17 protein-coding genes are annotated in these 16,807 nt (G+C 65.2%); 9 read left to right on the top strand and 8 right to left on the bottom strand.

Features of this window, described 5'->3' with window-relative positions; genetic code table 11:
• The 5 genes from ACYQ0L_RS14245 to uvrB all read right to left on the bottom strand — a co-directional run bounded on the left by ACYQ0L_RS14245 (position 1) and on the right by uvrB (position 5,370).
• Positions 1-1,512: a S10 family peptidase gene (locus ACYQ0L_RS14245; protein ID WP_459790018.1), complete on the bottom strand. Its 1,512-nt coding sequence runs from the start codon at positions 1,510-1,512 to the stop codon at positions 1-3.
• Between the two features lie 60 nt (positions 1,513-1,572).
• Positions 1,573-2,103 carry a CIA30 family protein gene (locus tag ACYQ0L_RS14240; protein WP_459790017.1) on the bottom strand — a complete coding sequence of 177 codons (531 nt, stop codon included), beginning with the start codon at positions 2,101-2,103 and terminating at the stop codon, positions 1,573-1,575.
• A 20-nt stretch (positions 2,104-2,123) separates the two neighbouring features.
• Positions 2,124-2,405 (bottom strand): HigA family addiction module antitoxin, encoded by a 282-nt coding sequence (locus ACYQ0L_RS14235; RefSeq protein WP_459790016.1) that lies wholly within the window; start codon positions 2,403-2,405, stop codon positions 2,124-2,126.
• A gap of 7 nt (positions 2,406-2,412) precedes the next feature.
• Positions 2,413-2,700: a type II toxin-antitoxin system RelE/ParE family toxin gene (locus tag ACYQ0L_RS14230; RefSeq protein WP_459790015.1), complete on the bottom strand. Its 288-nt coding sequence runs from the start codon at positions 2,698-2,700 to the stop codon at positions 2,413-2,415.
• Between the two features lie 492 nt (positions 2,701-3,192).
• Positions 3,193-5,370 (bottom strand): excinuclease ABC subunit UvrB, encoded by a 2,178-nt coding sequence (uvrB, locus tag ACYQ0L_RS14225; protein ID WP_459790014.1) that lies wholly within the window; start codon positions 5,368-5,370, stop codon positions 3,193-3,195.
• Positions 5,371-5,479: 109 nt separating this feature from the next.
• On the opposite strand from uvrB, the gene ACYQ0L_RS14220 reads away from it, so the two are divergent.
• The 3 genes from ACYQ0L_RS14220 to ACYQ0L_RS14210 all read left to right on the top strand — a co-directional run bounded on the left by ACYQ0L_RS14220 (position 5,480) and on the right by ACYQ0L_RS14210 (position 7,475).
• Positions 5,480-6,022: a DUF3617 domain-containing protein gene (locus ACYQ0L_RS14220; RefSeq protein WP_459790013.1), complete on the top strand. Its 543-nt coding sequence runs from the start codon at positions 5,480-5,482 to the stop codon at positions 6,020-6,022.
• A 57-nt stretch (positions 6,023-6,079) separates the two neighbouring features.
• Entirely contained in the window at positions 6,080-6,568 is a 489-nt protein-coding gene (locus tag ACYQ0L_RS14215) for a DUF3617 domain-containing protein (protein WP_459790012.1), read from the top strand.
• Between the two features lie 136 nt (positions 6,569-6,704).
• On the top strand, positions 6,705-7,475 hold the full coding sequence (locus ACYQ0L_RS14210) for an esterase/lipase family protein (RefSeq protein ID WP_459790073.1): 771 nt from the start codon (positions 6,705-6,707) through the stop codon (positions 7,473-7,475).
• Positions 7,476-7,485: 10 nt separating this feature from the next.
• On the opposite strand, the gene ACYQ0L_RS14205 is transcribed toward ACYQ0L_RS14210, so the two are convergent.
• On the bottom strand, positions 7,486-8,169 hold the full coding sequence (locus ACYQ0L_RS14205) for an extensin-like domain-containing protein (RefSeq protein WP_459790010.1): 684 nt from the start codon (positions 8,167-8,169) through the stop codon (positions 7,486-7,488).
• Positions 8,170-8,297: 128 nt separating this feature from the next.
• Between ACYQ0L_RS14205 and budC the strand changes: the two genes are divergently transcribed.
• The 5 genes from budC to ACYQ0L_RS14180 all read left to right on the top strand — a co-directional run bounded on the left by budC (position 8,298) and on the right by ACYQ0L_RS14180 (position 11,894).
• Positions 8,298-9,083, top strand: coding sequence for a meso-2,3-butanediol dehydrogenase (gene budC, locus ACYQ0L_RS14200; protein WP_459790009.1), 786 nt, complete (start codon positions 8,298-8,300; stop codon positions 9,081-9,083).
• 11 nt (positions 9,084-9,094) lie between these two features.
• Positions 9,095-9,844: a hypothetical protein gene (locus ACYQ0L_RS14195; RefSeq protein WP_459790008.1), complete on the top strand. Its 750-nt coding sequence runs from the start codon at positions 9,095-9,097 to the stop codon at positions 9,842-9,844.
• Between the two features lie 88 nt (positions 9,845-9,932).
• The gene (locus ACYQ0L_RS14190; protein ID WP_459790006.1) at positions 9,933-10,253 is read left to right on the top strand and encodes a metalloregulator ArsR/SmtB family transcription factor; all 321 of its coding nucleotides are present in this window, start codon (positions 9,933-9,935) and stop codon (positions 10,251-10,253) included.
• Positions 10,250-10,918, top strand: coding sequence for an SdpI family protein (locus tag ACYQ0L_RS14185; RefSeq protein ID WP_459790005.1), 669 nt, complete (start codon positions 10,250-10,252; stop codon positions 10,916-10,918). The genes ACYQ0L_RS14190 and ACYQ0L_RS14185 overlap by 4 nt, the downstream gene beginning before the upstream one ends.
• A 1-nt stretch (position 10,919) precedes the next feature.
• On the top strand, positions 10,920-11,894 hold the full coding sequence (locus ACYQ0L_RS14180; RefSeq protein WP_459790004.1) for an alpha/beta hydrolase: 975 nt from the start codon (positions 10,920-10,922) through the stop codon (positions 11,892-11,894).
• Here the strand turns inward: ACYQ0L_RS14180 and putP are convergent.
• Positions 11,891-13,381: a sodium/proline symporter PutP gene (gene putP / locus ACYQ0L_RS14175; protein ID WP_459790003.1), complete on the bottom strand. Its 1,491-nt coding sequence runs from the start codon at positions 13,379-13,381 to the stop codon at positions 11,891-11,893. The genes ACYQ0L_RS14180 and putP overlap by 4 nt on opposite strands.
• Before the next feature lie 494 nt (positions 13,382-13,875).
• Here putP and ACYQ0L_RS14170 point away from each other — a divergent pair, with 494 nt between their 5' ends.
• Positions 13,876-14,718, top strand: a complete 843-nt coding sequence (locus ACYQ0L_RS14170) for an outer membrane protein (RefSeq protein ID WP_459790002.1) — start codon at positions 13,876-13,878, stop codon at positions 14,716-14,718.
• Positions 14,719-14,798: 80 nt separating this feature from the next.
• Here ACYQ0L_RS14170 and typA read toward each other — a convergent pair whose 3' ends face one another.
• Complete coding sequence (gene typA / locus ACYQ0L_RS14165; RefSeq protein ID WP_459790001.1) at positions 14,799-16,625, bottom strand: translational GTPase TypA; 1,827 nt, start codon at positions 16,623-16,625, stop codon at positions 14,799-14,801.
• Between the last annotated feature and the right edge of the window lie 182 nt (positions 16,626-16,807).

The following is a 16,807-nucleotide window of genomic DNA, read 5'->3' as shown; positions in this document are numbered from 1 at the left end:
TCAGCGATTGCGGATGAAGGCGCGGATGTCGGCGGAGAGCTTCGCCCGGTCCTCGTCGCGAATATACATCATGTGGCCCGCGTCGTAGTAATGGAACTCGACCCGGTGCTGCGGGATGCCCACGCGGTTGAGCGAATATTCCGCACCAAAAAAGGGCGTGGCGAAATCGTACCAGCCCTGGCCCACGAAGGTGCGCAGCTGCGAGTTCTGGCGCATCGCATCGCCGATGAAGGGCGCGACGTTGAGGTACGCACCGCGGCCCCTGCCCGAGAGGCTCCAATCCCAGCTGCGCCCCGGATCGCTGCCGATCGCCTGGTACTCGCGATCCGTCTCGAAGCCCAGCGTGCCGCGCGCCCAGCTGTTGATCGCGGCGGTATAGCCCGCGTCGATGCCGTAGAAGCTGGGGTCGTTGTCCGGGTATTCGCCCGCATTGTCGTAATCCGTGCCGGTATAGCGGCTGTCGAGCCGACCGATCGTCAACCCCCGGTCGCGCAGCAGCTCCTTGTAGAAGCGCTGGTCGGTCACCCGAAGCTCGGCCTGGTCGAGGAAGGTTTCGGACAGGCCGGTGAGGCGCGAAAGCTCGGCGCGCACGCTCGCACGCTCGGCGGCGGGCAGGTTCTGCCCCTTCATCAGCGCGGTGGCATAAGGGCCGATGGCGAACTGGCGGGCTTCCTCGGCGATCGCCGCGACCGAAGGAGCCTCGGCCTTGCCGTGGTAATACGCAGCGGTCGCCATGTTGGGTAGCGCCATGACATAGGCCATTTCGTTGCCCGGCGTCGGCTCGCGTGCGGCGAAATCGAGGATGGTCGAGATCAGGATCAGCCCGTTGAGGCCGACATCGTTGTAGGTCGCCCCCTCCAGCTCGCGCACGACCATCGCGGTGCGGGTGGTGCCGTAGCTTTCGCCGCCGAGATATTTGGGGCTGTTCCAGCGGTCATTATCGTTGATCCAGCGTCGGATCACCGTGGCGACCGCGCGCGCGTCCTGCTCGAGCCCGTAATATTTCTTCGGGTCGGTGCCTTGCGTCAAATAGCTGAAGCCCGTGCCCGGCGGGTCGATGAAGACCAGGTCGGCGACGTCGAGCAGCGAGTCCGGATTGTCGAGGATCGGGTAGGGCGGCGCGCCGTCGTCGCGCGCGTCGCTGGGGATCGCGACCCGCTTCGGCCCGAAGGCCCCCATCTGCAACCAGACCGATCCCGAGCCCGGCCCGCCATTGTAGATGAAGAACACGGGGCGCGAGGTATCGCGCGGGCTCTTCACATAGCTGGTGGTGACGATCACCGCCTCGGGCGTACCATCGTCATTCGACAGCACGTGTTCCGCGATGGTCGCGGTGTAGGGCACGCGCTGCCCGCCGAAGGTACCGCCGAGGTCGCGGGTGCGGACCTGCGGATCGATGCTTTGCGTTTCGGACTTGGCGGCGTCCGCCTTGTCTTGCGCGATGGCGATGGTGGGAAGTGCGGCTGCCAGCGCGACTGCGGCGGCAAGATTGCTGAACGTGCGAAGGATCATGGCGGCGCTATGCCAGCCCTTCACGCACGCGTAAATCCACCTGCGGCCGGCGTATGGCCGCTATGCGCAGGCTTCGATCCGGTGCAGCCGCATCGCGAAATCGCCATCGATCCCGTCGGCAATGATCAGGCCGACGCTGTGCGCTTCCTGCGTGGCGAAAGCGGGCGCATCGACCTGCTGCCCGAACAGCGATGTTTCCAGCCGCGCTAGGTCGATCACCGCGACGGACCATTCGCCCTCACTTGCCTCGGGCGTCAAACTCGCGCGGTAAGCAACACGCCGCCCTCGCTCCCTCGCATCTGAGCGAAGCGTCACCTCATAGCTGCGCGCATCGCCCGAATAGATGATCCGCAGCGTCCGCGCACCCGCCATCGCGCCTTCGGCCAGCTCGCGCCGCAGAGAGGTAAACCCGCCGCCATCGGTGTTGATGGTACCGGTAAAGGAAAGCGCGTCACCGACCTGCTCGATATGGCCCTTGGAAAGCCCACCCATCACGCCGTCATTGACGACCTCCCACCGCGCGAACTCGTCCGGGTCGCGGAAGTCGACCAGCGTGCGGCAGGTGCCGGGGGTGATGGCGGAAAGGCTCATGGTGAGGGCGGCGGAGAGTATCAGGCTGCGCGCGGCGTGATGCGGTCGAGCGCTTCGCCATTCGTGCGCCGCTCTTCCTCCAGATCGTAGTCGATCTGCAGACCGAGGAAGAAGCCTTCGCTGACACCGAAATATCGCGCGAGCCGCAGATCGGCCTCCGCGTCGACCGGCTCGCTCTCGCCAAGCAATGCCTCGATCCGCTCTTTCGACAGCCCGGTGCCAAGCGCGGCTTCGCCTACGGAAATCTCGCTGTCGATCAGGAAATCCTCGCGCAGGATCGCGCCCGGATGGACATTGTCCAACAGGTCGTCATCCCTTGTGGTAGTCCTCGATGCGGACATCGTGCGCGTCTCCTTCGGACCAGCGGAAGGTCACCCGCCACTGGTCGTTGATCCGCACACTATATCGCGAAGGTGTGAAGCCTTTCAACTTCTCGAAGCGATTGCCGCCCGGAATCCGCATGTCGTCGAGCTTCGCCGCGCGATTGAGCTGGCGCAGCTTGCGGCGGGCGGTGTTCTGAATGTCGGGCGGCAGCTTGCGGCTTCGCGATCCGCGAAAGACGCTTTCGGTTTCTGGATCGGCGAAGGACTGGATCATGGCTGCACGCTCCGAATGGCAGCCATTCAGTTGAATCACAGTTTTTCCGAAAGCAATAGTTATTTCGCGGTGGACCGTGAATCACGGAAAAGGCCAAATTAACCTGTCTGCATCGTCTGCGTGTAAAGAGTGATTTGTACGGTACACCGAACCCGTCACCCCGGACTTGATCCGGGGTCCAGCATTCTCTTGGGAAGATGGGATCGGTGGAGGGCCTGATGCTGAAACGAGTTCAGCATGACGGGGAAGGGGGGGGTGGTTACTTCTTCCCGCCGATCTGGATGCCCGCATAGGCAAATCCGCCAGCCAACGCGACGATGGCAATAATCAGTGATACGATTTCGAAGGGCGTCATGGCTGCCTCGTTTTGAATGCAGCCAATCATCAATATCCAGCATCTTGCCAAAGCAAGAAACACTATTCTGTGGCAACTAATTTGCGGTTGCTAATCAATGGCTTGAGAAAAGCGAGTGCAGTGACTTTCCACAGTTATCACTTCCCCCACTTCTTCTGCGTCCGCCCATACCGCGTCTTCCGTGTCCCCGGCTTGCCCTCGTTACTCCGCCCAACCCTCGGCGCCTTCTGCTCACCCTCGGGCAACCCAAGCTCGTCGGCTTCGAGCGCGCGTATCTCGTCACGCAAACGCCCGGCTTCTTCGAACTCCAGGTTCGCGGCGGCTTCGCGCATCTTCTTTTCGAGGTCTTCAATATAGGCGCGCAGGTTGTGGCCGACCAGGGGCGTGCCCTCGTCTTCGGCGGGGCCGTCTTCTTCCTTGGTCGCGTGGGCGGTGATGTCGGCGATGGCGCGGCGGATGGTTTGCGGGGTGATCCCGTGTTCTTCGTTATATTCGCGCTGCTTCTCGCGCCGACGGTCGGTCTCGGCCATGGCGCGTTCCATCGATCCGGTGATCCGGTCGGCATACAAAATCACGCGGCCATCGACGTTGCGCGCCGCGCGGCCGATGGTCTGGATCAGCGAGGTTTCGGAGCGCAGGAAGCCTTCCTTGTCCGCGTCCAGAATGCACACCAGCCCGCATTCGGGAATATCGAGCCCTTCGCGCAGCAGGTTGATGCCCACCAGCACGTCGTACACGCCCAGCCGCAGGTCGCGGATCAGCTCGATACGTTCGAGCGTCTCGACATCGGAGTGCATGTAGCGGACTTTGACTCCCGCCTCGTGCATGAACTCGGTCAGGTCTTCGGCCATCCGCTTGGTCAGCGTGGTGACGAGCGTGCGGTATCCCTTGGCGGCGGTCGCCTTGCACTCCTCGATACAGTCCTGGACCTGATCCTCGACCGGGCGGATTTCCACCGGCGGATCGATGAGCCCGGTGGGGCGGATGACCTGTTCGGCGAAGACGCCGCCGGTCTGCTCCAGCTCCCACCCGCCGGGCGTGGCGGACACGGCGAAGGTCTGCGGGCGCATCGCGTCCCATTCGTTGAAGCGAAGCGGGCGGTTATCGATGCAGCTGGGCAGGCGGAAGCCGTATTCGGCCAGCGTGATCTTGCGGCGATGGTCCCCGCGCGCCATCGCGCCGATCTGCGGCACGGTCTGGTGGCTTTCATCGACGAACAGCAATGCGTTTTCGGGCAGGTATTCGAACAAAGTCGGCGGTGGCTCGCCCGGCAGGCGACCGGTGAGGAAGCGCGAATAGTTCTCGATCCCGTTGCAGCTGCCTGTCGCGGCGATCATTTCGAGGTCGAAATTGGTGCGTTGCTCCAGCCGCTGGTGTTCGAGCAGCTTGCCTTCCGCCTCCAGCTCCTTGAGCCGTTCGGCCAGCTCGAACTTGATCGCCTCGGCGGCCTGTTTCATCGTCGGCCCGGGCGTGACGTAGTGCGAATTGGCGTAGACGCGCACCTTGTCCAGCTTGGTGCCGGGCTTGCCGGTCAGCGGATCGAACTCGACGATCTCCTCGATATCGTCGCCGAAAAACGAAATCCGCCAGGCGGTGTCTTCGAGGTGGCTGGGGAAGAGTTCGAGGTTGTCGCCGCGCACGCGGAAATTGCCGCGCGCGAAGGCGACATCATTGCGCTTGTACTGCAGCGCGACCAGCTTGCGGATCAACTCGCGCTGATCGACGCTCTCGCCCTGCTTGATGTCGAAGATCATGGCCGAATAGGTCTCGACCGAGCCGATGCCGTAGAGGCACGAAACCGAGGCGACGATGATGACATCGTCGCGCTCAAGCAGAGCGCGCGTGGCCGAGTGGCGCATCCGGTCGATCGCCTCGTTCACGCTCGACTCTTTCTCGATATAGGTGTCGGAGCGCGGCACGTAGGCTTCGGGCTGGTAGTAGTCGTAATAGCTGACGAAATACTCGACCGCGTTGTTGGGGAAGAAGCTCTTGAACTCGCCATAGAGCTGCGCGGCGAGGATCTTGTTCGGCGCAAGGATCAGCGCGGGTCGCTGCAATTCCTCGATCACCTTGGCCATGGTGAAGGTCTTGCCCGAGCCGGTCACGCCGAGGAGCACCTGCGTTTTCTCGCCGCCCTCCGCCTCGCGCACCAGTTCCTCGATCGCGGTCGGCTGGTCGCCTGCCGGTTCGTATTCGGACACGAGTTCGAACCGCTTGCCCGGCATGCTCTTCTCGGGGCGTGCGGGCTTGTGGGGTACGAATTCGCCGGTGGTGTCCGGCTCGTCGAGCCCGCGTCTGATGATGAGTTCGGCCATGTCGTCCATATTGGCGTGGGGGCCGCTCGCCGCAATGGCGGTTGTGGGGTCGGGGTGCGAGAGTTAGGCTTCGTCCCGATCCCGTGCCTCCTATGCGAAAGGACCTTCCATGCGCACCATCATCGCCGCCTCGGCCTGTCTCGCCCTGCTCTCCGCATGTTCCGACGGGGGAGCCGATAGCAATGGCGACGGCGAGATCACCGGCGAGGAAACGGCCGCCGAAGCCGCCTCGGGCGGCGAGATGAAGATGCGCGCGGGCCAGTGGGAAAACACCATCGAATTCACCGAGCTCGACATGCCCGGGGTTCCCGCCAGTGTGAAGGAGATGATCGCCGGCCAGATGGGCCAGTCGATTACCACCACCTCGTGTATCACGCAGGAGGAAGCGGACCAGCCCGACGCCGGCTTCTTCGGCGGCGACAAGAAGGACAACTGCACCTACGACGAGTTCGACCGCTCGGGCGACAGCCTGACCCTGCGGATGACCTGCGCCGGCGACAATGGCGGCACGGCGAAGATCGCGATGGACGGCGCGTTCGATGAGGACAATTTCACGCTGACCATGGACAGCACGATCACCGGAACCGAGACGGGCGAGGTGACGATGAAGGGCAAGGTTACCGGCACGCGCATCGGCGATTGCCCGGGCTGACGACAGTCGCTAGCCCGCGTACCCTGCGGCCCACTTCCAAGGCGAGACAACTCCATAATGCGACTTCTTGTGCTGGGCGGCTTCGCCCTTCTCCTGTCGGCCTGCGACGGATCGCCCTTCGCCACGCAAGAGGATCGCGCGCCCGTGCCGGAAGGAGACGTGCGGCTCGAGGCCGGGCTCTACCGCACGCAGGTCTCGCTCGCCGGGGGGGCGGACGGCGCGTCCTCATCCCAGTTCGCCGACGACAACCAGTGCCTGACCGAAGAAGACGTGCAGGGCGGCTATCGCGAGATGCTGCTCGCGATGCAGGGCGCCGGGGCGTGCCGCTTCGACAGCTACCAGCTGGACGGAGAGCGGCTCGAGGCGGTGATGGTGTGCGAAGGCGACCGGTTCCAGCCCGAGACCGAGGCCCGGATTTCGGGCACGGTTACCACGACCTCCACCGACCTCGAAATGACTGTCGCCGGGTTCGACGGGGGCCAAGGCGGGGTCGCCATGCGGGTCGTCAGCGAGAAGATCGGCGCGTGCGAGGGCGGGACCGAATAGGTCGGGTCGCGTCGATCACGGTCGACGCACGGCACGCCACCGGGAAACTTCGGGCTCTCTCCCGCATTGGAGAGATGTGCGAGCCATTACCAGGACATTCGGCCAGACAGCCCCCCAACCCGCCCTGCCGCTGGGCGTGCCCGGCTTCACTGCGCTGGCAGACAGCGAGTGGGCGCGGCGGTTGGAGCTTGCGCGCGAGCCCGATCCCGATGGCTCGGGCGGCCCGCGCCTGTGGTATCTGATTGCCGAGCTTGGCTACTTGCTGGAGCCCGTCCGCCGGCTTTATCGCTCTCTCTTTAAGCCGTTCAAGCTTGCCAAGGCGCGCCATCCGCGGATGGTCATGGTGCTTCCCGGCTTCGGGACCAATCCGATCAAGATGCGCTATTTCGCGCGGCGACTGGAAGATGCGGGCCACACCGTCAAGCGCTGGGGCTGCGGCTATAACTGGGGTTTCAGCGACGATCTGTTCGGCCAGCTGGAAGAGCGCCTGCTGGACCTGCACAAGCGTGCGGGAGAGCCTGTGGTGCTGGTCGGCTGGAGCCTCGGCGGCCTGTATGCACGCGAGCTCGCCAAGCGTCAGCCCGATGCGGTGGCCAAGGTCATTTCGATGGGCTCGCCGTTTTCGGGCTCGCTTCGTGCCAACAACGTCTGGCGCATTTACCAGGCGATCGCCGGCCACCGGATTGCCGATGTGAAGATTGCGGGCCAGCTTTCGCGCAAGCCCCCGGTCGAGACGGTGGCGCTGTGGAGCCCGCGCGATGGTGCGATCAGCCCGCGTTCCGCCGCAGGCTATCCTGAAGAGCGGGACCGGGCGGTGGCGCTTCGGTGCAGCCACATGGGTTTCTCCTTCGCGCCCGAAGCGATCCGCACAGTGGCGCAGGAACTCGACCGCCCCGCCAGCGCCTGATCGCGAAAGATCATCGGCAGAAGCTGCCATCGCCCACTTCGAGGTGGAAGTGATCTGCATGCGCTGCGTTGTAATCGGGGCTCAGCACGGTGCCGAACCGCTTGCATGCGCTCTTGCGCACGACGCGCAGAAATTCGCGTTCGGCCGCGCTTCCCCCGTTCCAGTCCCCTTGCACTGAAACACGCCGTCCGTCTTCCAGCACGAACGCCGCGATATCGATCGCTTCCGCCCGGGCGTGCGCGGAGCGCTTCCTGCTGCCCGCGACATTGCGGCACGAGTAGCTGCCCATGGTCTCGATCCGGGCCAGCGGGCTGCCGAGATAGGCACGCGCAGCCCGGTCCACGCCGAAGCGGACCCATCCGGCGAAGGCTTCGGCGGTCGCGCATGTCACCGGGCCAAGATTGGCAATCGCGAAACGGCTCGCATCGCCTTGGAGATCGGTGAGTGAAACGGTGTCGATCCGCGTGCATCCGGGGGCGTCGAAGACATTCGGCAGCGGAGAGAAGCTGGCCCCCGTCGCGCCAAGCTGCGCGAGACATTGCCGGCCCGCCCGGCTGGGGGAGGGCCCGCCGCTGCGGTCGATCGGCGGCGGCGTGCGCGACGCGGGCGCGCGTCCGTCGCGATCCGGCAGCAGCTGGCAGGCGGACAATGTCGCCAGCGCCAGCCCTGCGCAAAGAAACTGTGAAACCTTCATCTCGAAGATCCTTATCGCGCCGGGCTCCTGAACGCTTCCCTAAAGGCGGTGCCACGCGCCGGAAACATCGCCGCCCCGGCTGGTTGGTTCGGCATAGTCAAGTCACACCGACACCCGAAAGACCCGCCATGCAACGTTTCACAAATCGCACCGTCATCGTCACCGGCTCCTCCTCCGGCATCGGAGAGGCGATCGCTCGCCGGTTCGCCGACGAAGGGGCCAATCTGGTCCTCAACAGCCGCAGCCGCGACGACCTTGAGAAGGTCGCCGCCGATCTGGATGAGCAACGCACGCTGATCGTCGAGGGCGACGTGTCGAGCGCCGATTTCGCGAAGGAGATCGTCTTGAAGACGGTCGACCGGTTCGGCGGGCTGGACTGCCTCGTCAACAATGCCGGCACCGCGGCGGCGGGCCCGCTGGCCGAGGCGAGCGACGAGGATATCGACAAGGTGATCGATATCAACGTGAAAGGCGTGCTGTACCTGTGCCGCGCCGCGATCCCACACCTCGCCAAGAGCGACGCGCCCGGTGGCGGCAGCATCGTCAACACCTCCAGCGTCTCGGGCACCGGGGGCGACTGGACCATGCCGATCTACAACGCCAGCAAGGGCGCGGTGACCAACCTGACGCGCGGCCTCGCGCTGCAGCTGGGCGAACAGGGCATTCGCGTGAATGCGGTGTGCCCGTCGCTCACGCGAACCGAGATGAGTGACGGGATTCGCAATGACGACCAGCTGCTCGACGCTTTCCTGCGGCGCATCCCGCTCGGCCGACCGGGTGAGCCGGAGGATGTCGCGGCCGTGGTCGCCTTCCTTGCTTCGCAGGACGCACGTTTCGTCACTGGCGCGAACCTGCCCGTCGATGGCGGGGTGAGCGCGTCCAACGGCCAGCCCAATTTCCAGGCCTATAAATAAGGCCACGCCGGATGGGGGAGGGGATCGCGGTCTGGCCGACCTTCGCCATGGCGCTCGCCTTCTGCGCCGTGCACCTGCTGGTCGGCCGCCTGCGCTTTCTCGAGGTCACGCCGCGCAGCCGCTGGCTCAGCTTCGCGGGCGGGGTCGCGGTCGGTTACGTCTTCTTGCACGTCCTGCCCGAACTCGCCGCGCATGCTGCCACCTTCGAACGTGCGACCGGGCTCGGCGCGGCGGCGGCGGAGGGGGCGATCTACGCGCTCTCGCTTCTCGGGCTGGCCCTGTACTACGGGGTCGAGCGCACGATCATCGGTAGCCGCAACGCACGCCGTACCCACGATAGGCCGGGTAGCGGCGTTTTCTGGCTGCATATCGGTGCCACTTCGGTGCTTGTCGCGATCATCGCCTACCTGCTCAACCACCGCGAGGATGCCTCGGCAATCGGCTTGGCGCTCTATTTCGGGGCGATGGTGCTGCATTTTGTCACCGCCGATTTCGGCATGCGCAGCCACCATCCCGAAATCTACGACGCGCGCGGACGATGGGTGCTCTCCGGCGCGACCCTGATCGGATGGGCGACGGGCCTGCTGGTCGCGGTGTCCGAACTCGTCATCGGCGGCCTGTTCGCCTTCGTCGGCGGTGGCGTTATCCTGCTGGTCCTGAAGGAAGAGCTGCCGGAAGAGCGGCGGAGCCGGTTCGTGCCCTTCGCGGCGGGTGCGGGCGTTTATGCCCTGCTGGTGCTGGCAGAGCGGATTCTCGTCTGACGCGTGCCGGGGCGCGCACGCGCTCCGTCCGAAGTGCGAGGATTTGCACTGCTTGACATCATCCATTTCGGATTTTAGCTAAATAGCTATGAACAAGGTTTTCGATGCCCTGTCGCATCCGATACGTCGCGAAGTGCTCGAACTGCTGAAGGGGGGCGGGATGACTGCGGGCGACCTTGCCGATCGCTTCCCCGTGTCCAAGCCGACCATGTCCGGCCATTTCGCCAAGCTGAAGGAAGCCGGACTGATCCACGGCGAGAACCGCAGGGGATCGGTCATCTACACGATCAACATGTCGACGCTGGAAGAGGCGCTGCACGGTTTCATGGACCGGGTCGGTATCGGCGCCGGCACACAAACCGCGCACGCAGACGGAAGCGATCCGCTGCAAGGAAAGGAAAGCTCATGAAGGTGAAGTCGCTTCTGCTGGGAAACCTGCTGGTCGTCTTGCTGATGGTCGCGTTCGCGTTCTGGGCTGCAGGGATTGCGCCTGAGGGGATGGAGTTGCCGACCCACTGGAACGCTGCCGGAGAGGTCGACCAGACCATGCCCGCGTTGCGCGCGCTGCTGATGCCTGCCGGGGTCTCCCTGTTCGTGGCGCTGGTGTTCGCGGTCACCCCGATGCTCGAGCCGATGCAGGACAAGCTGACCAAGTCCGCCCCGCTGCTGCGCGCGGTCTGGATCGGCATGATGGCGCTGTTCGTCGCCCTTCAGGGCATCGTGGCAGGTCCGATCTTCGGCTATTCCCCCGGTACAGGGGCGATCATGGTGCTGGTCGGCCTGCTGTTCGTGGTGATCGGCAACATGCTGCCCAAGTCGCGCCCCGGCTTCTTCGTCGGCATCCGCACGCCGTGGACCATTACCGATGAAGACAATTGGGTCGCGACCCACCGGTTGGGCGGCAAGCTGTTCATGCTGGCGGGCGCCGCGCTCGTGCTGGTGGGGCTCCTCGACGTAGCGCCTGCATTGCGGGTGACAGCGATGATCGGCGGGACGCTTCTCGCCGCGCTGGTCCCGGCCGTTTACAGCTGGTGGTTCTGGCGCACCCGCGGCCATGCCGGGAAGGAGGCGTAGCATGCGCAAGCTCGTCACCCTCGCGAGTGCCCTGGCGCTCTCGGCAACTGCCGCTCCGCTGGCCGCGCAGGAGCCGATCACCGCCACCCATCCCGGCCTGCAGGGCGATCTCGCCGGAACGGTGGAAGGCAGGCTGGCCAAGGGCACGCCCTCGGTCCTGATCGTGCCCGGCTCCGGCCCGACCGACCGCGATGGGAACAGTCCTCTGGGCATCGCGGCGCAGACCTACAAACTGCTCGCCGAGGCGCTGGCGCAGCGTGGTATCGCCTCGGTCCGGATCGACAAGCGCGGCATGTTTGCCAGCGCGGGCGCGGTGCCCGATCCCAATGATGTGACTGTGGCCGACTATGTCGCGGATATCGAAAGCTGGGTCGACACGATCTCGCAGGCGAGCGACGGGCAATGCGTCTGGCTGCTCGGCCACAGCGAGGGCGGGCTGATGACGATGGCGGCGGCGGCGAAGGACCCGTCGCGCTATTGCGGGATGCTGCTGGTGGCGAGCGTTGGCGTGAACGCAGCCGACGTTATCCGCACACAGCTGGCCGCCAACCCTGCCAACGCGCCGATCCTGCCGCAGGTCGACACGATCATCGCGAAGCTGAAGGCGGGCGAGAGCGTGCCGCTCGACGAAATGCACCCCGGCCTCATCCCGCTGTTCGGCCCGGAAGTGCAGGGCTTCGTCGGGAGCATGTTCCGGCAGGAGCCGACCGAGCTGATCGCCGCGCACGACCTGCCGGTGCTGATCCTCAACGGCCGCGCCGATCTCCAGACGCCCGCTTCCGATGCGCAGGCGCTGGCCTCCGCGCGGCCCGATGCGAGGCTGGTCCTGCTCGATGGCGTGAACCACGTGCTCAAGCCGGTGCCCGGCGACAGCCGGGCGGCCAATATTGCGGCTTATTCAGACCCTGACCTGCCGCTCGCGCCCGGAGTGGTGGACGCGATCGCGCAGTTCGTGATCGAGAGCGAGGCGCGCTAGGCGGCTTCGCCCTCGACCGCGTAATGGCCCAGATCCTCGCCCTTGGTGGCGAGGCTGACGAGCACGATCGCGATCGTTGCGGCGATGAAGCCGGGGATGATCTCGTACACGCCGGGGCCGCCCATGAACTCGGCGTTCCAGCCCTGTGCGATCCAGAAGCCGACCGTACCCGCACCCACAACCAGCCCGGCGAGCGCGCCGGTGCCCGTCATTCGCGGCCAGGTCAGCGCCAGCAGGATCAGCGGGCCGAAGGCGGCGCCGAAGCCCGCCCAGGCGTTCGCGACGAGACCCAGCACTTCGCTTTCCGGATCGCTCGCGACCCAGATCGCGGCGAGCGCCACCAGCAGGACCGAGACGCGGCCCACGTTCACCGCCTCACGCTCGCTTGCGTTGCGGCGCAGGAACAGGCGGTAGAAATCCTCGGTCAGCGAGCTGGAGCTGACCAGCAGCTGCGAGGAGATCGTGCTCATGATCGCGGCCAGCAATGCCGCCAGCAGGAAGCCGGTCACCAGCGGGTGGAACAGCAGGTCGGCCAGCACCACGAAGATCGTCTCCGGATCGTCGACCACGATCCCGTTGCGGTCCGCATAGGCGCGGCCCGCCAGCCCGATGCCGAGCGAGCCGAGCAGGCAGATGAACATCCACGCCAGACCGATATTGCGCGCGGTCGCCACTTCGGGGACCGAGCGGATCGCCATGAAGCGCACGATGATGTGCGGCTGGCCGAAATAGCCCAGGCCCCATGTCACCGCACTCAGGAAGCCGATCGTCGTCAGCCCCTCTGTCAGGCTGAGGAAGCCGGGCTGGATGTCGGTCAGGCTATCGCCCGCGCTTCCGCCGGGGCCGAACATCACGACTAGAGGCATGACGACCAGCGCCAGCAGCATGATCACACCCTGCACGAAGTCGGTCAGGCTGACCGCGAGGAACCCGCCCACCATCGTATAGGCCAGCACCACGCCCGCGGTGATCCAGATGCCGAGCATGTAGTCGGTCATCCCGATATCGGGCAGCAGCGCGGGGAAGGCGGTCTCGAACAGCTTGCCGCCGCCGACCAGCCCGGCGGCCGAGTACACCATGAAGAACACCACGATCACGATCGCGGAGACCACGCGCAGCGCGGTCGCCTGGCTGGGGAAGCGGTTGGCCATGAACTCGGGGATGGTCAGCGCATTGCCCATCCGCTCGGTCTGTTCGCGCAGGCGGGGCGCGACGATGGTCCAGTTGGCCACCGCACCCACGAACAGGCCGATCCCGATCCACGCCTCGACCAGCCCTGCGGCATACAGCGCGCCCGGCAGGCCCAGTAGCAGCCAGCCCGACATGTCCGACGCGCCCGCAGAGAGCGCCGCCACCCCGGGCGACAATCCGCGCCCGGCCAGCAGATACCCTTCCGAGGTATCGGTCGATTTCTTCCAAGCAAAGAGCCCGATCGCCAACATGAGGACGAAGTAGGCCGCGAGTGAGATGAGTACGCCTGTCTGCATGGCGGCGCTGGTTAACGGAAGCTGGCCGCTTTGACCACAGTGAGCCGGGAAGTGTCCCGCAAGGGGCGGGCGGAGGGCGGGCGCGACGGCCTGACACACCTGACACACAGTACAAGGGTTCAAATCGGATCGATCAGTGGGGCGGGTTTGATCGATCAAGTCGATTGGCGGTGCGGACGATTTGAAAGAGCGGCCCTGACTATACCGCTGCGCAGCCGCGTAGGAAAATCGGCCGGCCAGATCGGCCTCTCGCGCGACGTGCCCTGCCAGCGCGTGCCGGCCGAATGAGCGTCTAGAGTGCGGGATCGCTATTTATTCGATCCCGCGAGATTTTCGGGAACCATGCACCAAACCAACAAATGTGTTGTTTTGTGGCAACAATTCGGACGGAAGGCGCAAATAGCGGTTTTGGGAACATCGCGACAGGGAACGGAGGCGGGGTGCGCGCGATTTGCCGCATCACCCCCAACCTGAAAAACGAGAGTTTCCGGAATATGCGTAGCACCCCCCTCATCGCCCTCGCGGCCGCGACAATGCTCGCCACGCCTGCCTTCGCGCAGGACGCGTCGCCCGAGTACTTCGACGGCTTATACGTCGGCGGCACCTTCGGCCTCGACGCGCCCGAGGACAGCACCACCGACGGCATCATCTTCGATACCAATGGCGACGGCGTCTATGGCGATACCGTTGCGACCACCGCCGGCGCGGACGCGTTCTCGCCCGGTTTCTGCAATGGCGCTGCGCGTGGCCGGACCCCGGCCGAGGGCTGCATCGATGACGATGCCGACTTCGGCTATTCGGTGCGTGCGGGTTACGACAAGCGGATCAACGGCGGCCCGATCGTGGTCGGCGTCCTGCTCGAAGGCGCGCGTTCGGAAGCGAGCGAGTACTCCAACGGCTTCAGCACCACCCCCGCCAGCTACACGGTCGCCCGCCAGATGGACTGGTCCGTCGCCGCGCGCGGCCGGGTCGGCGTTTCGCCCGGAGATGGCCGCGGCCTGTTCTACGTGACCGGCGGTGTCGGCTACGCGAAGATCGACCACGATTTCATCACCACCAACGGTGCCAACGCCTTCACCCAGCAGAACGACGACGACTGGCAGTTCGGCGGCCAGGTCGGTGGCGGTGCCGAGCTGATGCTCAGCCGCAATGTCGGGATCGGTTTCGAATACCTGTATCAGGAATTCAACGACGACGACTACAGCGTCCTCGTCACGCAGGGCACCGCGCCCGCGACCAACCCGTTCCTGATCGACAGCGGCCAGACCAACATCGCGCCGACCGACCGCAACCTTAACCTGCACTCGTTCCGCACGACGCTGAGCTTCCACTTCTGATCGAAGCGTCGCAGGCAAAAGAAAAGGGCCGCTCCGGTATCCGGGGCGGCCCTTTTTTTCGTACGCGTCGCGGCGGCGTGTCAGCTATCCATCTTGCGCTTGTGGCGCTTGCGCTCGTGCGGGTCGAGGTGGCGCTTGCGCAGGCGGATATTCTGGGGGGTGACTTCGACCATTTCGTCGTCGTCGATATAGGCGATCGCCTGTTCCAGCGTCATCACGCGCGGGGGCGTGAGGCGGATCGAATCGTCCTTGCCGGTCGACCGGAAGTTGGTCAGCTGCTTGGACTTCATCGGGTTGACTTCGAGATCGTCGGGCTTGGCGTTCTCGCCGATGATCATGCCTTCGTAGATCTTCGCGCCGCCGCCGATGAACAGCTCGCCGCGGTCCTCCAGCGCGTTCAGCGCATAGGGCACGGCCTCGCCCGGCACCATCGAGATCAGCACGCCGTTCTGGCGGCCTTCGATCGGGCCCTTGTAGACATCGTACTTCTCGAACAGCCGGTTCATGATCCCCGTGCCGCGCGTGTCGGACAGGAACTCGCCGTGGTAGCCGATCAGGCCGCGGCTGGGGGCGGAGAAGGTCACGCGGGTCTTGCCCTGGCCCGACGGGCGCATCTCGGTCAGCTCGGCCTTGCGGCGCTGCATCTTCTCCACGACCGTGCCGGAGAATTCGTCGTCCACGTCGATCACGACGGTTTCGTACGGCTCCATGCGCTGGCCGTTCTCTTCCTTGAACAGCACGCGCGGGCGCGAAATGCCGAGTTCGAAGCCTTCGCGGCGCATCGTCTCGATCAGCACGCCCAGCTGCAGTTCGCCGCGGCCCGCGACTTCGAAGCTGTCCTTGTCCTCGGCCTCGGTCACGCGGATGGCGACGTTGGTTTCCGCTTCGCGCATCAGGCGATCGCGGATCATGCGGCTGGTGACCTTGTCGCCCTCGCGGCCCGCGAGCGGGCTGTCGTTGACGGCAAAGCGCATCGCGAGCGTGGGCGGGTCGATCGGCTGCGAGGCGATCGGTTCCTTCACCGCCGGATCGGCGATGGTGTTGGCGACGGTCGCCTTTTCGAGGCCGGCCATCGCGATGATGTCACCCGCCTGCGCGCTTTCGACCGGCACGCGGTCGAGCCCGTCGAAGCTCATCAGCTTGGTCGCGCGGCCGACTTCGATCACGTTGCCGTCACGGTCGAGCGCGTGGATCGGGTCGTTGACCTTGATCTTGCCCTGCTGGACGCGGCCGGTGAGCACGCGCCCCATGAAGTTGTCACGGTCGAGCAGCGTGGCGAGGAAGGCGAAGGGGCCTTCGGTGTCGAGGCCGGGGGCGGGTACGTGATCGACGATCAGCTTGAACAGCGGCTGGAGATCGCCCGAGCGCGCGGTTTCGTCGTCGCTGGCATAGCCGTCGCGGCCCGAGGCCCACAGGCTGGGGAATTCGAGCTGCTCGTCATTCGCATCGAGATTGGCGAACAGGTCGAACACTTCGTCGAGCACTTCCTGCGGGCGCGCATCGGGACGGTCGATCTTGTTGACCACCACGATCGGGCGCAGGCCCAGCGCGAGCGCCTTGCCGAGCACGAACTTGGTCTGCGGCATCGGGCCCTCGGCCGAATCGACCAGCAGGATGACGCCGTCGACCATCGAGAGGATGCGTTCCACCTCGCCGCCGAAGTCGGCGTGGCCGGGGGTGTCGACAATGTTGATCCGGGTGGTCTCGCCATCATGCTCCCATTCCACGCTGGTGCACTTGGCGAGGATGGTAATCCCGCGTTCCTTTTCCAGATCGCCCGAATCCATCGCGCGTTCGTCGACGCGCTGGTTCTCGCGGAAGGTGCCGGACTGGCGGAAGAGCTGGTCGACGAGGGTGGTCTTGCCGTGGTCGACGTGGGCGATGATCGCGATATTGCGTAAGGACACGGTGGAGTATTCGCTTTCGGGGAGAGGATTGGGTGCCCGACAAACCTAAAGTCGAGAACCTTGCGCGTGTCCCCTTAGCCGCGCACCTGCTGCACCGCAACACATCAGGACAAGACAGGCGGGCTGTTTCATTACGCTACGGCATCCATGGAAATGTGCCGTTTGGGTCACAGTCGGCCCGG

The organism is Alteriqipengyuania triglochinis (assembly GCF_054655655.1).
This window is presented reverse-complemented; position numbering and strand designations above follow the sequence as displayed.

What these genes read in the sequence shown, in the direction of transcription:
- ACYQ0L_RS14245 (WP_459790018.1), bottom strand. Translation starts at nt 1,512, where the DNA reads ATGATCCTTCGCACGTTCAGCAATCTTGCCGCCGCAGTCGCGCTGGCA.
- ACYQ0L_RS14240 (WP_459790017.1), bottom strand. Translation starts at nt 2,103, where the DNA reads ATGAGCCTTTCCGCCATCACCCCCGGCACCTGCCGCACGCTGGTCGAC.
- ACYQ0L_RS14230 (WP_459790015.1), bottom strand. Translation starts at nt 2,700, where the DNA reads ATGATCCAGTCCTTCGCCGATCCAGAAACCGAAAGCGTCTTTCGCGGA.
- uvrB (WP_459790014.1), bottom strand. Translation starts at nt 5,370, where the DNA reads ATGGCCGAACTCATCATCAGACGCGGGCTCGACGAGCCGGACACCACC.
- ACYQ0L_RS14220 (WP_459790013.1), top strand. Translation starts at nt 5,480, where the DNA reads ATGCGCACCATCATCGCCGCCTCGGCCTGTCTCGCCCTGCTCTCCGCA.
- ACYQ0L_RS14215 (WP_459790012.1), top strand. Translation starts at nt 6,080, where the DNA reads ATGCGACTTCTTGTGCTGGGCGGCTTCGCCCTTCTCCTGTCGGCCTGC.
- ACYQ0L_RS14205 (WP_459790010.1), bottom strand. Translation starts at nt 8,169, where the DNA reads ATGAAGGTTTCACAGTTTCTTTGCGCAGGGCTGGCGCTGGCGACATTG.
- budC (WP_459790009.1), top strand. Translation starts at nt 8,298, where the DNA reads ATGCAACGTTTCACAAATCGCACCGTCATCGTCACCGGCTCCTCCTCC.
- ACYQ0L_RS14195 (WP_459790008.1), top strand. Translation starts at nt 9,095, where the DNA reads ATGGGGGAGGGGATCGCGGTCTGGCCGACCTTCGCCATGGCGCTCGCC.
- ACYQ0L_RS14190 (WP_459790006.1), top strand. Translation starts at nt 9,933, where the DNA reads ATGAACAAGGTTTTCGATGCCCTGTCGCATCCGATACGTCGCGAAGTG.
- ACYQ0L_RS14185 (WP_459790005.1), top strand. Translation starts at nt 10,250, where the DNA reads ATGAAGGTGAAGTCGCTTCTGCTGGGAAACCTGCTGGTCGTCTTGCTG.
- ACYQ0L_RS14180 (WP_459790004.1), top strand. Translation starts at nt 10,920, where the DNA reads ATGCGCAAGCTCGTCACCCTCGCGAGTGCCCTGGCGCTCTCGGCAACT.
- putP (WP_459790003.1), bottom strand. Translation starts at nt 13,381, where the DNA reads ATGCAGACAGGCGTACTCATCTCACTCGCGGCCTACTTCGTCCTCATG.
- ACYQ0L_RS14170 (WP_459790002.1), top strand. Translation starts at nt 13,876, where the DNA reads ATGCGTAGCACCCCCCTCATCGCCCTCGCGGCCGCGACAATGCTCGCC.